The 15,613-nt window shown below is 69.7% G+C and carries 7 protein-coding genes; 5 read left to right on the forward strand and 2 right to left on the reverse strand.

From position 1 onward, the window contains the following. Positions 1 to 12: 12 nt before the first annotated feature. From HZB25_12430 to HZB25_12440, 3 genes are all read left to right on the forward strand, one after another. Positions 13 to 1,200 (forward strand): glycosyltransferase, encoded by a 1,188-nt coding sequence (locus HZB25_12430; protein MBI5838036.1) that lies wholly within the window; start codon positions 13 to 15, stop codon positions 1,198 to 1,200. 17 nt (positions 1,201 to 1,217) lie between these two features. Next, the gene (gene nhaB, locus HZB25_12435; protein MBI5838037.1) at positions 1,218 to 2,717 is read left to right on the forward strand and encodes a sodium/proton antiporter; all 1,500 of its coding nucleotides are present in this window, start codon (positions 1,218 to 1,220) and stop codon (positions 2,715 to 2,717) included. A 164-nt stretch (positions 2,718 to 2,881) separates the two neighbouring features. After that, complete coding sequence (locus HZB25_12440; GenBank protein ID MBI5838038.1) at positions 2,882 to 7,597, forward strand: VCBS repeat-containing protein; 4,716 nt, start codon at positions 2,882 to 2,884, stop codon at positions 7,595 to 7,597. 64 nt (positions 7,598 to 7,661) lie between these two features. On the opposite strand, the gene HZB25_12445 is transcribed toward HZB25_12440, so the two are convergent. Continuing rightward, on the reverse strand, positions 7,662 to 8,084 hold the full coding sequence (locus tag HZB25_12445) for an NUDIX hydrolase (GenBank protein ID MBI5838039.1): 423 nt from the start codon (positions 8,082 to 8,084) through the stop codon (positions 7,662 to 7,664). Positions 8,085 to 8,137: 53 nt separating this feature from the next. Further along, positions 8,138 to 8,719, reverse strand: a complete 582-nt coding sequence (gene pyrE, locus HZB25_12450) for an orotate phosphoribosyltransferase (GenBank protein MBI5838040.1) — start codon at positions 8,717 to 8,719, stop codon at positions 8,138 to 8,140. Positions 8,720 to 8,979: 260 nt separating this feature from the next. Here pyrE and HZB25_12455 point away from each other — a divergent pair, with 260 nt between their 5' ends. Further along, on the forward strand, positions 8,980 to 14,058 hold the full coding sequence (locus HZB25_12455; GenBank protein MBI5838041.1) for a VCBS repeat-containing protein: 5,079 nt from the start codon (positions 8,980 to 8,982) through the stop codon (positions 14,056 to 14,058). Between the two features lie 139 nt (positions 14,059 to 14,197). Further along, positions 14,198 to 15,613: glutamate--tRNA ligase (locus tag HZB25_12460; protein MBI5838042.1), on the forward strand; the 1,416-nt coding region annotated here is incomplete at its 3' end.

The following is a 15,613-nucleotide window of genomic DNA, read 5'->3' on the forward strand; positions in this document are numbered from 1 at the left end:
CGGCGGTTGGTCATGGTGAATTCGACCGCCGTCGGGGGAGGTGTGGCGGAGATCCTGCGCCGGATGGTCGAGCTGCTGCGCGCGTTGGACGTGGACGTAGAGTGGGAAGTGATGGGCGGGGACGACGCGTTCTTCGAGGTGACCAAAGCCATCCACAACGGGCTGCACGGCCGCCGCGTCGAGCTCACCCGGGAGATGCGCGAGGCATATGCCCGGCGCACGGAGCTCGAGGCTGGGCGGCTGAAGCTGGACGGCGACATCATCATGATCCACGACCCCCAGCCGGCCGGGCTTGCGGCGCTGCGGCGTCGGCCTGGCCAGACGTGGATCTGGCGCTGCCATATCGACCTATCAGGGCCCGACCCGGAGGTTTGGCGGTTCCTGGAGCCCGAAGTGCTCCGGCATGACGCGACGATCTTCTCGGCCTCCGAGTTCGTGCAGCAGCTGGCCATTCCGTCGTACGTGGCGCCGCCCTCGATCGATCCGTTCGCGGACAAGAACCGTGAGCTTTCGCGCGAGGAGACGGAGGAGGCGCTCAAGGGGCTGGGAGTGCACGGCCGCACCCCCCTGGTTTCCCAGGTATCCCGTTTTGACCGCCTGAAAGACCCGGTTGGTGTGGTGCAGGCGTTCGCCCGCGTCAGGCGCAAGACGAGGGCGCATCTAGTGCTGGTTGGTGGAAGTGCGGACGACGATCCCGAGGGTGCCGCGGTTCTTGCGGAGACCCGCGAGGCCGCCCGAAACGTGCCGGACGTGACCATCCTGGACCTACCCAACGACTCCAACGTCATGATCAACGCCATTCAGAGGGAGTCTGCGGTGGTGCTCCAGAAGTCGCTGCGGGAGGGTTTCGCCCTGACGGTCTCTGAGGCCCTGTGGAAGGAGCGCGCGGTGGTCGCTTCGGCAGTCGGAGGAATCCCTCTGCAGGTTCTCCATGGCAGGACCGGTATGCTGGTCCATTCCGTGGATGGTGCCGCCTATCAGATTCTCCGTTTGCTGGAGTACCCGGGCCTGCGCCGCCGACTGGGTGTCGCGGGCCGCAAGCATGTGCTCCGGCGGTTCCTGCTGCCTAGGGAGACGCGGGACTATCTGGCCGTGGCGGTGTCTGCGCTGGCGCGACGGACCGTTATTCAGGGGGTAAGTTTCGATGGGGTGGCCGGAGCGTACGATTCGATCGGAGTTTCGAGCCGGGGAGTGCGATGATCAAGGTGAAGTTTCGGATGGGCGGTCACGGGCGCGTAATGGCCAGCAGCTTCCTGGGCCACGCACCGAACTGGTATAAGCTCGCGATCGTGGCCTGCCTGCTGCTGAACTTCTGCGTCCGCGCCGTGTTCGGTCCGGTGGCGACCGGTTGGCTCATCCTTGTCGAGTTCATATTCACGCTGGCCATGGCCCTGAAGTGCTTCCCACTTCAGCCGGGGGGGCTGCTGGCCCTTCAGGCCGTGCTCCTGGGGCTTACCGACACACGGTCTGCGTATCGGGAGGTGGAGCATGGGCTGCCGGTCCTGCTGCTCGTCATCTTCATGGTGGCCGGCGTCTACTTCCTGCGCGAAATGCTGTTCCGCATGATCAACCACGTCCTGCTCAGCATCCGCTCGCGTGTCGTGCTCAATCTGGTCACTATCATCGCGGTGTCCGTGCTGTCGGCCTTCCTGGATGCGCTGACCATCCTGGCCGTCCTTGTGGCGGTATCTACGGGCTTCTACGAAGTCTATCACCGGGTTGCCTCGAAGGTGGGACACGGCCACGACTCCGACCTGACAGACCTCAACGTGGATGCACCCCACCTCAAGGACCTGGAGGGTTTCCGGACGTTCCTGCGCAGCCTGCTCATGACTGGAGCCATTGGAACGACGATCGGCGGAGTCTGTACGCTGGTGGGCGAGCCCCAGAACATCATCGTCGGCAGAGAGGTCGGCTGGTCATTCATGGAGTTCGCAGCAAAGGTGGCGCCCGCCTCGATTCCGACGCTCCTCGCCGGTTTCGCCACGTGCCTGGTGGTCACGAAGCTGAAGTGGTTTGGCTACGGAGCGGAGCTGCCGACAAGCGTGCGCCGGGCTCTGCAGGACGAGGATCGCCGGCTGGCCGCGGACCGAACGCCGCATCACCGTTTCCTGGTCGTCACGCAGGCGATCGTGGGCTTGCTGATGGTGGTGGCGCTGGCATTCCATGTGGCCGAGATCGGCCTGATCGGGCTGGCCGTCATCGTAATCGTATCTGCGCTCGGCGGAATCACGGACGAGCGCAGCGTAGCCCAGGCATTCATGCCCGGATTGCCCTTCGCCTCGCTGCTGGTCGTGTTCTATGTGCTGGTGGCCATGATCGGCACGCTGGACCTGTTCAAGCCGATGATCGAGTGGGCGCTGACCATGAAGCCGCAGCAGCAGGTGCTCATGATCTTCGTCACCAATGGGGCGCTGTCCGCGGTCAGCGACAATGTCTTCGTCGCGGCCATCTACATGAAGGTGCTGAAAGCGGCGTTCGAGGCCGGTCTCTCCAGCAATGCCCTCTTCGAGGCACAGTCCGTGGCGGTGATGATGGGCACAGGGATTCCGAGCATGTCCACACCAAACGGCCAGGCGGCTTTCCTGTACCTTCTCACTTCCCGGGTCGCGCCCATGATCGGACTCGGATACGGACGGATGTTGTGGATGGCGCTGCCCTTCACATTGGTGACGACCCTCGTCGCCGGGATAGCTGTCTTCTGGATCGGACGGTGAGCAGGCCTGGCGCTGCTCATGCGTCGATAAGGGGCGGCGCGATTCGGGAATCCATGGTATAATTCATCAATATCGGTTCACAGTATCCCCCGGGACAAGACCCCAACTGCGCGAGACTCATGCACTGCCTGCCCCTCACCGCGCGCGCGGGCCGATCGCCCCAAGTGGCGTCGGCCCTGCTGCTTGCCCTGGTCTGCCTGGTCTGCCTGGTCGCCGGCGCCGCGCCGGCGGCGGGAGCCGGACTGGCCGAGCGCCAGGCTCGGTTCCACCTCCGCGACCTGAAGCTGCTCGGCCCGGCGGGCGGTGCGCGGGTGGCGCTGGCCGGGACCTTCAACCGGGGCCGCGCCGGCGAGCCGGAGCTGCCGGTTGCCACGCTGGCGGTGGAGTTGCCGCCCGGCGCACGGGTGACCGGCTGGCAGGTGATTCCGCTTGAGGTCGTTGATCTCCCTGCGCGCGCCCGGCTGGCGCTCCTGGATGGCTGGCGCACCGGCAGCGGCGAACTGGTGCGAGGCCCGGCCGGGATCCGCCCGCAGCCCCGCGGCGACACCTGGTTCCCCGAACGCCCCTACGGCGAGTTGAAGACCGGGTTCCTGCAGGGTCACGCGATCGCGAGCGTGGCGGTGCGCCCGGTGCAGTGCCTCGCCGCCGAAGAGCGGGTGCGGCTGATCACCGGGTTCCGGCTTCGCGTGAGCTACGAGGAGGCCGACGGCCCGCGGCCCCTGCGGCGGGTGCGGACCACCGGGGCCACGGAGGCCGCCGCCCGCCGCGCGCTGGGGGCGTTGGGGCTGCCGTTCGAGCCGGCTGCCGGCTCCGATCCCGCCCGTGTCCGGCCCTTTGCCGCCGGCGAGTACCCCGGCCCGCTGGGCCGCGAGGCCGCCTACCTGATCGTCACGCCCGACTCGCTCGCGGCCACGTTTCAGCCGCTGGCCGACTGGAAGACCCGCCAGGGCATCAGCGCCGGGATCGTGACCTTCTCCCAGGTCCAGGCGCGCTATCCGCAGGGAGTGGACCTGCCGGAGAAGATCCGGTTGTGCGTGCGGGACGCCTACCTCTATAACGGCACGCAGTGGCTGCTGCTGGGCGGGACCGGGCAGCTCATCCCGCCGCGGTACGCCTTCAGCCTGCTGCAGCACGACGCGCCGGTGCCCACGGACATGTACTACAGCAATCTCGACGGCAACTGGAACGCCAACGCCAACTCGCTGTTCGCCGAGGCGTTCGCGGACTCCTTCGCGCCCGGCGACGGGGTGGACCTGTACCCGGAGGTCTACGTGGGCCGCGCGCCGATCCTCAACACCGCCGAAGCCGCGGTGTTCGTGGCCAAGACGCTGGCCTACGACCAGGACCCGCCGCGCGACTACCTGGAGCGGACGCTGTTGTTCGCGGAGGTGGTGTTCCCGGTGGACTGGGTCGCCGGCGAGCCGATCCTCTACGACGGTGCGCTGCTGGCCCAGGACGTGGCGGACCGCCTGCCGCCGTGGACGCGCGTGGCGCGGCTGTACGAGAACAACGACCAGGAACAGTACCCGGGCTCGCTGCCGGAGACGCGCCAGGCGGTGTTTGATTCCCTGGGGGTCGGCTACAACATCGCGGTGGATTGCGGCCACGGCTACCGCAACACCATGTCGGTGGGCGCCGGCTCGCTGATCAACGCGGACATGCGCGCGCTGACCAACGGGCCGCGCAACAGTTTCCTGGTGGCGCTGGACTGCACCGCGGCGGCCTTCGACTTCGACTGCATCGCGGCGGCCTCGGTGACCGCGCCCCACGGCGGCGCCTTCGCCTTCTGGGGCTCCACCCGGGAGGACTTCCCGCAGGTCAGCAAGGCCTACGTGGACAACTTCTTCAACACCGTCAACCGCGACAGCGTGGGCGAGCTGGGCGAGGCGCTGGCGCTGTGCAAGGTGCCGTTCATCCCGGTGTCGGACACCGACGACCCGGACCGCTGGACCCAGTTCGCGTTCGTGCTGCTGGGAGATCCCGGCCTGCGGCTCCGCCTGCGCGCGCCCAGCGAGATGACCGTCACCGCGCCGTCCACGTTCGTGCTCGGGGACCCGGGATACGCGGTCCTGGTCACCTCCGGCGGTGCGCCGGTGGAGAGCGCGCTGGTGTGCGTGCGCAAGCCCGGCGACGACCTGCGCGCGGGATACACAGACGCATCCGGCCAGGTCACGCTGGCCTTCCAGCCTGACTCCACCGGCGGGTTCGAGCTGACCGCCACCCGGCGCAACTTCCTGCCCCACATGGGCTCGGGAACCGTGGCGCCGCGGGGCCCGGCGTACCTCTACGACGCTTCGCCGGTCAAGACCATCCTGGACGGCACCCTGGTCCCGCAGAACGGCAACGGGGACGGTGCCGTGGACGCGGGCGAGACGGTGCAGGTGCGCGTTCCGGTGGCGAACGGCGGCGATCTCGCGGCCGCCGGCGCGACCGGCATCCTGCTCTCCACCACGGCGGGCGTGTCGGTGCTCTCGAGCATGGTGAACTACGGTGCGATTCCCGCGCACGCCACGGCCCCCGGGAACGGCGCCTACCTGGTTCGCTTCTCGAGGAGCCTGCGCGACGGGCTGAAGGTGCCGTTCACGCTGCGCCTCACCGACATCACCGACGACATCCGCAGTGACTACTTCACCGCCACGGTGCGAGCGCCCGCGGTGGAGCACTACGCCCACTCGTGGACCGACTCGGTGGCGGGGGCGGATCACTTCACCCTGCTGCGCGTCACGCTGCGCAACCTGGGGGGCGGGCCCTTCCACGGACTCGTCGCGAAGGTGCTGCCGGAGTCCTCCGCGCTTTCGCCCATGGACTCCGTGAGCGCTTACGGGAGCCTGGCGGTGGGCGCCAGCTCGGCCGGCACGGGACAGTTCCGGTACGCGGGGCAGGCCACCGGGGCCAGCCGCTTCCGGCTGCTGCTCTCCGATGCATACGGCTGGGCCGACACCCTTGGATTCTCCCTGGAGCCCCCCGGACCGGTGAGCGGCCTCGCGGCGCAGGGCTCCAACACCTCGATCACGCTGACCTGGTATCCCCCGGCGGACCCGGCTCCCATCGCGGGCTACTACATCTACCGGTCCACCGATCCCGCCGGTCCCTTCACCCGCTCGAACCCGCGGATCACCGGGCGAACCACCTACTTCAACGACGCCGGGCTGGCCCCGCTCACGACCTACTACTACCAGGTGACCGCCGTGGACTCCGGCGCCAACGAGAGCGTTCCGTCCGCCATGGCCAGCGTCAGCACCAATCCGCCCTACCGGCCGGGCTGGCCGGTGATGACCGGCAAGGAGATGGCCGGCTCCCCGGTTCTGGTGAACCTGGACCATTCGCCGGACGGCTCGCAGGAGATCCTGGTGGGGACCGACGGGGTGCGCGCGTGGCGCGCGGACGGAGGGGAGCAGCCGCCGCGCGGTTGGGTGGGCCCGCCCGACGGGCCGTGGGTGCCGCGGGGGATCTACGCCTCTTCGATCGCCGTGGCCGACCTGTTCCAGGACGGCCAGTACGCGGTGGTGGGCATGAGCCAGGACTCGGGACTGGTGTTCGTGTGGGACGAGTACGGCCGCGTGGCCCCCGGCTGGCCACGGCGGGTGCTGTCGGGCTTCCCGTTCGGCTCCCCGGCCATCGGCGACATCGATGGCGACGGCCATCCCGACATCGCGCTGGGCTGTGGCGGCCAGGTGTACGCGTGGCACGCGGACGGCTCGGAGCTGGCCGACGGCGACCACAATCCGTCCACGCAGGGGGTGATCCGCCAGATCGGGGGAAGCTACCTCTACGGCTCGCCGGCGCTCGCGGATCTCGACGGCGACGGCAGGCTGGACATCATCCTGGGAGGGTCCGACGCGCGGATGCACGCCATTCGCCACGACGGCACCGAGTGCCGCGGCTGGCCCCTCGTCGCGGGCGCCCCGGTCACCGGTTCGGCCGCGGTGGCGGACCTGGACCTCGACGGGCACTACGAGGTGGTGTTCCCGTCCAACTCGAACTTCCTGTACTGCGTGAGCGACTCGGGCACCGAGAAGCCGGGCTGGGCGGTGCCGATGGCGCTGGACCGGACCAGCCGCAGTCCCTCGCCCGCGCTGGCGGACCTGGACGGCGACGGCTACCTGGATGTGATCGAGGCCACCACCGACGGACACCTGCGCGCGCTGGACCACCTGGGCCACGATCTCCCGGGTTGGGGCAACGTCCGCTACGCGACCGCGTACGCGTCGTACGCCGGCACCTCGGAGTCCTCGCCGGTGGTGGCGGACCTGGACGGCGACGGCAGTCTCGAAATCCTGGAGGGCGCCGAAGACGCCATGCTGTACGGTTTCCGCGCGGACGGGACGGTGCTGGGCGGCTTCCCCCTGCGCGTGGGAGGGGAGATCCGCAGCTCGCCGGCGGTGTGGGACCTGGGCAACACCGGCCAGGCCAGCATCGTGCTCTCGTGCTGGGACAAGTTCGTGTACGTGTGGGACTACCCCGGTGGCTTCAGCCCTGCCCGCGCGCCGTGGCCCATGTTCCGGCACGACGACATGCACACCGGGCTGTACGCCGATCCCGGCGGAGTCACCGCCGCCGCGGGCGGCCCGGCGTTGCCCTCGCACGCGGCCCTGTTCCAGAACCGGCCCAACCCGTGCCGCGGCGCCACCACGATCCGCTTCCAGCTCCCCGTGCGGGCTCGCGGGGCGGCGGGGACGGGCGCCGTCCGCCTCACGGTGCACGACGCCTCCGGGCGGCTGGTGCGCACGCTGGCCGACGGCGCCCTGGCTCCGGGCACCTACACCCGCACGTGGGACGGGACGGAGTCAGGCGGCGCGCGGGCCGCCTCGGGGATCTACTTCTGCAGGCTGGCGGCCGGGGGAGAGGTGCTGACGCGGAAGATGCTGCTGGTGAAGTAGTGACGGGCCGGGCGGCCCGCCGGAGGAAAGGGATCGTGACCCGCACGGCGGGAAGCGTCCCGCCTCAACCCCGCGGCCGCCGCCCCGTGGCCTTGTACTCCACGTAGTCCCGCACGATCCGGCTGTGGTCGAACGCCAGCGGATGGGGAACTCCGGTGGCGGCCTCGAACAGCTCCGCCTTCGCCGCGTCGTCGCCCGCGCACAGCGTGCCGCGGCCCTGCGCCAGGAACACCGTGGTGATGGAGTGCTGCCGGGGATCGCGGCCCGGGTCCGAGTACACGTGGAACTGCTCCAGGTCCACCAGCTCCAGGCCCGTCTCCTCCATGGCCTCGCGCCGCGCGGAATCCTCGATCTTCTCGCCGTAGGTCACGTAGCCGCCCGGCAGCGCCCAGTTCACGGGCTCGTTCCTGCGGTACACCAGCACCAGCCTGCCCTGGTGCTCGATCAGCATGTCCACGCTCACCCCGGGCCGCTGCCACGTCTTCACCACGGCGCCGCAGCGCTCGCACGTCTCGCGCACCTCGCCGCGCACGTCCCCGCTCACGGCTGGACCCCCGCGGCGGCCAGCAGCTCCCGCGCCGTGAACAGCGCCTGCAGCGGCAGCCCGGCGGCCACCAGCGCCTCCCGTCCGCCCTGTTCGCGGTCCACCACGGCCCACACCCCCACGATGGGGCAACCCAGCTCGCGCACCGCCTCGGCCGCCTCCAGCGCCGAGCCGCCGCTGGTGACCACGTCCTCCAGGAGTGCCACCGGCGTGCCCGGCTCCAGCCCGCCCTCGACGCGCGCCCCGGTTCCGTGCTCTTTCACCTTCTTCCGGACCAGGAAGGCCGGCAGCGGGTGGCCCCACTCGCTGGAGAGCGCGGCCAGGGCGCACGCCAGCGGGTCGGCTCCCAGGGTCAGACCGCCGGTTGCGCGCGCCTCCGTGGGCCGGATGGCATCCAAGAGGAGGCGGGAGATCAGCCACGAGCCCCGGGGGTGGAGGCTGGTGCGCCGGACGTCCAGGTAGAACGAGGACCGCCGACCCGAGGCCAGCACAAAATCGCCCCTCAAAAGGGACCGCTCGAGCAGTATTTCGAAAAGCTCCTGCCGCGCGGACTTGGGGCCGGACGGGGTGGTCTGCATGCCCGGGAGGGTATGGGCAGCCGCCCGCAAAGTCAATAAACATTGACATTTCCGGCATTTGATGTTATATTTTTTCGTGTGGGTTCGCTCCGTGGGCGGGATCGCCGACAGGAGCCTGCACTGCTGTTTCATGCCTCCTACAAGAAACGTCCCGGGCCCGCGGCCCCCAGCCGTCGAATCGACGGGGGACTTCCAGCCGTCTTTTCCTGGCTCTCGAACCAGATCGCTGCGCGGGGTTGCACCCGGACAGGAGAGACTTCATGACGCGCATCACCCACGCCTTCCAGAAATCGTCCCCGCTGCTCGCCATGCTCGTGCTGCTCGCGGTTGCCTCGGCACCCGCGCTGGCGTCGGGCACGGTCTCGCGCGAGACGCGCTTCATGCTCCGCGACCTGAAGGTGTGGGAGAAGGACGGCGAGGCGCACGTGGCGCTACGCGGGGCTCCCAACCGCGCGCTCCCCGGCGAGCCCGAGCTGCCCACCGGCTGCATCACCGTGGAAGTGCCCGCGGGCGCCCGGGTCACCTCGTGGAAGGTGATCCCGCTCGAGGTCATCGATGTGCCCGCGCGGGCCAAGCTGGCGAAGATGGATGCGTGGATCACCGGGGAGGGCCGGAAGGTCGCCGGCGTCGCGAGCGCCGCCGCGGCCATCGCGCCGGACGAAGCCGGGTGGTTCCCGGGGGTGCCCTATGACCGGCTCCAGCGGGGCGCGCTGCAGGGTCACTCGCTCGCCACCGTGGCCGTGCGCCCGGTGCAATACCTCCCGAACGAGGGCCGCATCCGGCTCATCACGCGCTTCCGCCTGATCGTGAACTACGAAGAGAATGCCGCGGCCCGGCCCCTGGAGCGGGTCCGGCGCACCGAGCGCACCGAGCAGGCGGTGGCACGCGCACTGGGCTCCCTGGGACTGCCCTACACGCCCCGGCCCAACGCGCGCCCCGCGCGTGGCGGGCTCTTCCCGATGGCGGCGGGCGAGTACCCCGGACCCTTCGGCCGCGAGGCCGCCTACGTGATCGTGACCGCCGACTCGCTGGTGCCCGCCTTCCAGCCGCTGGCGGACTGGAAGACCCGCCAGGGCGTCAGTTCCGCCATCGTGACCCTGTCCCAAGTCCAGGCGCAGTACCCGCAGGGGGTGGACCTGCCCGAGAAGATCCGCCTGTACCTTAAGGACGCGTACCGCTACCAGGGAACCCAGTGGGCCCTGATCGGCGGCACCGGCCAGATCGTGCCGCCGCGCTACGCCTACAGCCAGCTGCTGCAGGACGCGCCGGTGCCCGCCGACATGTACTACGGCAACCTGGACGGCAACTGGAACTACAACTCGAACTCGGTCTTTGGCGAGGCGTACTTCGATTCGCTGGCTCCCGGCGACAGCGTGGACTTCTACCCCGAGGTGTACGTCGGCCGCGCGCCGATCCTCAACTCGACCGAGGCCACGATCTTCGTGAACAAGACGCTCACCTACGACCGGAACCCGCCGCAGGCGTACCTGAACAAGGCGCTGCTGTTCTCCGAGGTGCTGTTTCCCTCGGACTACACCCCCGGCGCCGGGATCCTCTACGACGGCGCGGTGCTGTCGGAGAGCGTGGCCGACTCGCTGCCCGCCTACAACCAGATCGTGAAGCTGTATGAGAACAACGACCCGATCAACTACCCGGGCAGCATCTACGAGACCCGCCAGGCGGTGATCGACTCGCTCAACGCGGGCTACAACTTCGTGCTGCACGTGGGCCACGGGTTCCGCAACACCATGTCGGTGGGGGCCGGTTCGCTGGTCAACGGAGACCTGCGCGCGCTCACCAACGGTCCGCGCTACTCGTTCCTGATCTCGATCGACTGCACCTCCGGGGCCATTGATTTCGACTGCATCGGCGCGGCCTCGGTCACCGCCCCCTCGGGTGGCGCCTTCGCCTTCTGGGGCTCCACGCGCGAGGCGTTCCCGGCGGTGAGCAAGGCCTATCTGGACAACTTCGTGGGCCTGGTGAACAGCGACAGCACCGGCGAGATCGGCGAGGCGATGGCGCTGTGTAAGCTGCCCTTCGTGGCCGTCACCGAGTCGGACAACCCCGACCGCTGGACGCAGTTCGCATTCATCATGCTGGGCGACCCGTCGCTGCGGCTGCGGCTGCGCCCGGCGAGCACGCTGAGCGTGACGGCCCCGGCCAGCTTCGTGATGGGCGACCCGGGCTACACGGTCAGTGTCACCTCCGGCGGTTCGCCCGCCGAAAGCGTGCTGGTGTGCGTCCAGAAGCCGGGGGACGACCTGCAGGCCGGCTACACGGACGCCGCGGGCCAGGTCACCCTGCCGTTCCAGCCCGACAACACCGGCTCGTTCAACGTCACCGCCACCAAGCGCAACCACCTGCCCTACATGGGCACCGCAACGGTAGTGGGACGCGGCAGCGCCTATCTCTACGACTACTCCGGCAGCAAGTCGGTCTCCGACGGCACCACCCCGCCCGAGAGCGGGAACAGCAACGGCCTGGCGGACGCCGGTGAGAGCGTCCAGCTGGGGATCACGGTGGGCAACAACGGGAGCGGCGTGGCCAACGGGGTGGTGGGCACGCTGTCCACCGCGCAGCCGGGAGTGACGGTCACGTCGAACACGGTGGGCTACGGGAGTATCGGCGCGCACTCCAGCGCGCCCGGCACCGGCGCCTACGCGGTCAGCTTCTCGCGCGGGCTCCGCGACGGCCTCAAGGTCCCCTTCTCGCTGCACCTCACCGACCTGGCCGGCGACTCGCGGGACGACTACTTCACGCTGCCCGTGTCCGCCCCGGTGCCCGAGCACTACGCGCACACCTGGGTGGACTCGGTTTCCGGTCCGACGCACTACACGCTGCTCAAGATCACGCTGCGCAACCTGGGCAGCGGTGCGTTCCGCGGGCTCACCGGCACGGTGCGCCCGGTGGCCGGCGGCTTCACGCCGCTGGACTCGGTGTCCTCCTACGGGAACCTGGCGCCGGGCGCGAGCTGGATCGGCACGAAGGAGTTCCGCTTCCAGGGCCAGGCCACGGCGCTGAGCCGCTTCTACCTGTTCCTGACCGACGCCAACGGCGAGGCCGACACGTTCAACTTCGACCTCAAGGCGCCCGGTGCGATCGGGAACCTGGCCGCGCTCGGCTCGCACAGCTCCATCGCGCTCACCTGGACCGCCTCGCCCGACTCCACCACGGTGGCGGGCTACTACCTCTACCGTTCCACCGCATCCGGCGGGCCCTACGCGCGGGTGAACCCGCGCATCACCACCCGCAGCTCGTACTACAACGACTCCGGCCTGGCGCCGCTCACGCCCTACTACTACTACGTCACCGCCGCGGACTCGGGCGGCAACGAGGGGGTGGCGTCCAGCGTGGTGAGCGCCAGCACCAACCCGCCCTACCACAACGGGTGGCCGATCCCGACCACCAAGGAAATGGCGGGCTCACCGGTGCTGGTGAATTTCACGCACCAGCCCAGCGGCCAGCTGGATGTCTTCATCGGCTCCGACGCCATCTACGCCTGGCACCCCGACGGCACCGAGCTCCGGGACGGCGACGGCCTGCCGCTCACCTCGGGCGTGTGGCTCCCGCGGGGGTTCGGCTATCCGGCTTCGATCACCGTCGCCGACCTGTTCCAGGACGGCAAGTTCTGCATCGTGGGGCTGACCCAGGACTCCAGCAACGTGATCGTGTGGGACGAGGACGGCAACGTGAAGCCGGGCTGGCCACACCGGTTGCTGGGCGGCTTCCCGTTCGGCTCGCCCGCCATCGGAGACATTGACGGCGACGGCAAGCCCGAGGTCGTGGTGGCCTGCGGAGGCTACGTCTACGCGTGGCACCCCAACGGGACCGAGGTCTTCAACGGCGACGGCAACGTCTCCACCAGCGGCCCGATCAAGGTGCTCACCGGGGCGTCGTACACCTACGGCTCCGTGGCGCTGGCCGACCTGGACCGCGACGGGCGGCTGGACATCATCATCGGCAGCAGCGACGCCAAGATGCACGCCGTCAAGTACAACGGCACCGAGTGCCGGGGCTGGCCCATCAGTGTCGGAGCGCCAGTCACCGGTTCCGCCGCGGTGGCCGACCTGGACCTCGACGGGCACAACGAGGTGGTGTTCCCCTCCAATTCCAACTTCCTCTACTGCGTCTCCGATTCCGGCACCACCAAGCCCGGCTGGGCGGTGGCGATGACGCTCAGCGGCACCAGCCGCAGCCCGTCCCCGGCGCTGGCGGACGTGAACGGCGACGGCTACCTGGACGTGGTCGAGGCCACCACCAACGGCTACATCCGCGTGCTGGACCGCAACGGGGCCAACCTGCCCGGCTGGACCAGCGTGCGCTACGCGGCGGCCTACGCGGCGTTCGCCGGCACGGCGGAGACATCGCCGATCGTGGCCGACATCGACGGCGACACCCAGATGGAGATCCTGCAGGGGGCGGAGGACGCGTTCTTCTACGGGTTCAACCACGACGGCACCGTGCTGGCGGGCTTCCCGATCCGCGTGGGCGGCGAGATCCGCGGCACGCCCGCGGCGTGGGACCTGACCAACACCGGCCAGTCGAACATCATCCTGCCCAGCTGGGACAAGAACGTGTACGTGTGGGACTACCCCGGTGGCTTCAACCGCGCGCGCGCCCCGTGGCCCATGTTCCGGCACGACGACCAGCACACCGGCTATTATCTCAATCCGAACATCATCACCGCGGTGGAAGGCGTGATGCTGGAGGCTTCGGCCGGCGCCGAGGGCATCCGCCTCGCCTGGGAGACGCCTCCCGCGGCCGGCGGCCGGCTGTCGTGGAACGTCTACCGGCGCGAGGAGGCCGCGGCCGGCGAGGTGCCGGACGCTTCGCCCCAGGCGGCTGCGCTCTCGACCATCCCGGTGGACTTCGTGAAGGTGAACGACACGCCCATCACCGACGCCGACGGCCACCCGGCCTACCTGGACGGCGACGTGCGCGGCGGCCACGTGTACGCGTACATCCTGGAGACCCTGGTGAACGGCCAGCGCGAGGCGCTCACCGGGCCGCTGGTCCGCCAGCTGCCCGAGCGCTTCCTGCCGGCCCGCGTGGCCCTGTTCCAGAACACACCCAACCCGTTCCGCGGCACCACGGCCATCCGGTTCCAGGTGCCCGCGGGTGCGAAGGGCGCCGCCGCCGGCCGGGTGCGCCTCACGGTGCACGACGTGGCCGGCCGGGTGCTGCGCACGCTGGCGGACGGGGCGAAGGCGCCGGGCACCTACAGCGTGGACTGGGACGGCAGCGACCAGTCCGGTTCGCGCGTGGCGTCCGGGGTGTACTTCTACCGGCTGACCGTGGGCAGCGAGGCGCTGACGCGGAAGATCCTGATGGTGAAGTAGGGCTCCGGGGGGCGCCCCGCCCCCGATCCATGCTCCGCCGGTGATTGCGGCCCGTCCCCGCGTTTGACGCGCGCGGGGGCGGGCCGTATCCTTTCCGCTTCACCCGTCGTCCCACCCGCCCGCTCCGAGGAGTCTCCGCATGCCCGAAGTCCGTGTCCGATTCGCCCCCAGCCCCACCGGCTACCTCCACGTCGGCGGCGCGCGCACCGCGCTGTTCAACTGGCTGTTCGCGCGCCACCACGGCGGGGCGTTCATCCTGCGCGTGGAGGATACCGACGCCGAGCGCTCCAACCTCGAGTCGGTGCGCGCCATCCTGGAGGGCATGGAGTGGCTGGGGCTGACCTGGGACGAGGGCCCGCAGGTGGGCGGAGGGTGCGGCCCGTACTTCCAGTCCGAGCGGCGCGAGACGTACCGCGCCGAGGCCGAGCGCCTGGTGGCCATGGGGCGGGCCTACTGGTGCGACTGCACGCCCGAGGAGGTGGCCGCGAAGCGCAAGCAGGCCGAGGCGGAGAAGCGCCCCTACCGCTACGACCGCACCTGCATGAACCTCACCGCGGAGCAGCGCAGGGCGCGCGCGGCCGAAGGCCGCCCGCGCGCCCTGCGCTTCGTGACCGAGCCGGGGGAGAGCGGCTGGGACGACCTGATCAAGGGCCGCCTGGAGTTCGACAACGCGAACTTCGACGACTTCATCATCTACCGCAGCAACGGCCTGCCGGTGTACAACTTCGCCTGCGTGGTGGACGACGCGGCGATGCGCATCAGCCACGTGGTGCGCGGCGACGACCACGTGTCCAACACCCCCCGGCAGATCATGATGTACCGCGCGCTGGGCTGCCCCGAGCCGCGCTTCGGGCATCTGCCGATGATCCTGGGCGCCGACGGGGTGAAGCTGAGCAAGCGCCACGGGGCCGTGGCGGTGGGCGACTACGGCAAGCTGGGCTACCTGCCGGAGGCGATGCGCAATTTCCTGGCGCTGCTGGGCTGGGCCTGGGACGGCACGCAGGAGATCTTCGGCCCCTCGGAGCTGGTGGAGAAATTCGACTTCGACCGCGTCAACAAGAGCCCGTCCATCTTCAACATGGACAAGCTGTACTGGATGAACGGCGAGTACATGAAGGCGCTGCCGCTGCCGGAGCGCACCGCGCTGGTGCGCGCGCACCTGCTGGAGCAGGGCCTGTGGCAGGCGGGGGAGAGCGTGGAGCGCGAGGCGTGGCTCGGGCGCATCGTGGATTCCCTCGGAGAGCGGCTCAAGCTCACCACGCAGTTTCCGGAGTACGCCGACTTCCTGCTGCATGCGGAGATCCAGCTGACGCCGGAGATCCTCAAAGCCATGGCGGGCCGCCCGTCCGCCGCCGCCATTCTAGGGAAGCTGGAGGGCGTGCTGGCCACGTTCGAGTCGTTCACGGTGGCGGGGCTGGAGCCCCCGGTGCGCTCCATCGCCGAGGAGCTGGGAGTGAAGGCGGGCGACGTCATCAACGTGGCGCGCTACGCGCTCTCGGGAAAGAAGATCGGGCCGGGCATCTTCGACGTGATGGCGCTGCTCGGGCGCGAGCGC

The organism is Candidatus Eisenbacteria bacterium (genome assembly GCA_016235265.1).
Lineage (GTDB): Bacteria > Eisenbacteria > RBG-16-71-46 > RBG-16-71-46 > JACRLI01 > JACRLI01.

Excerpts from the sequence above, each read along its gene's own strand:
- HZB25_12455 (MBI5838041.1), top strand. The coding sequence starts at position 8,980 with ATGACGCGCATCACCCACGCCTTCCAGAAATCGTCCCCGCTGCTCGCC.
- nhaB (MBI5838037.1), top strand. The coding sequence starts at position 1,218 with ATGGGCGGTCACGGGCGCGTAATGGCCAGCAGCTTCCTGGGCCACGCA.
- HZB25_12430 (MBI5838036.1), top strand. The coding sequence starts at position 13 with ATGGTGAATTCGACCGCCGTCGGGGGAGGTGTGGCGGAGATCCTGCGC.
- pyrE (MBI5838040.1), bottom strand. The coding sequence starts at position 8,719 with ATGCAGACCACCCCGTCCGGCCCCAAGTCCGCGCGGCAGGAGCTTTTC.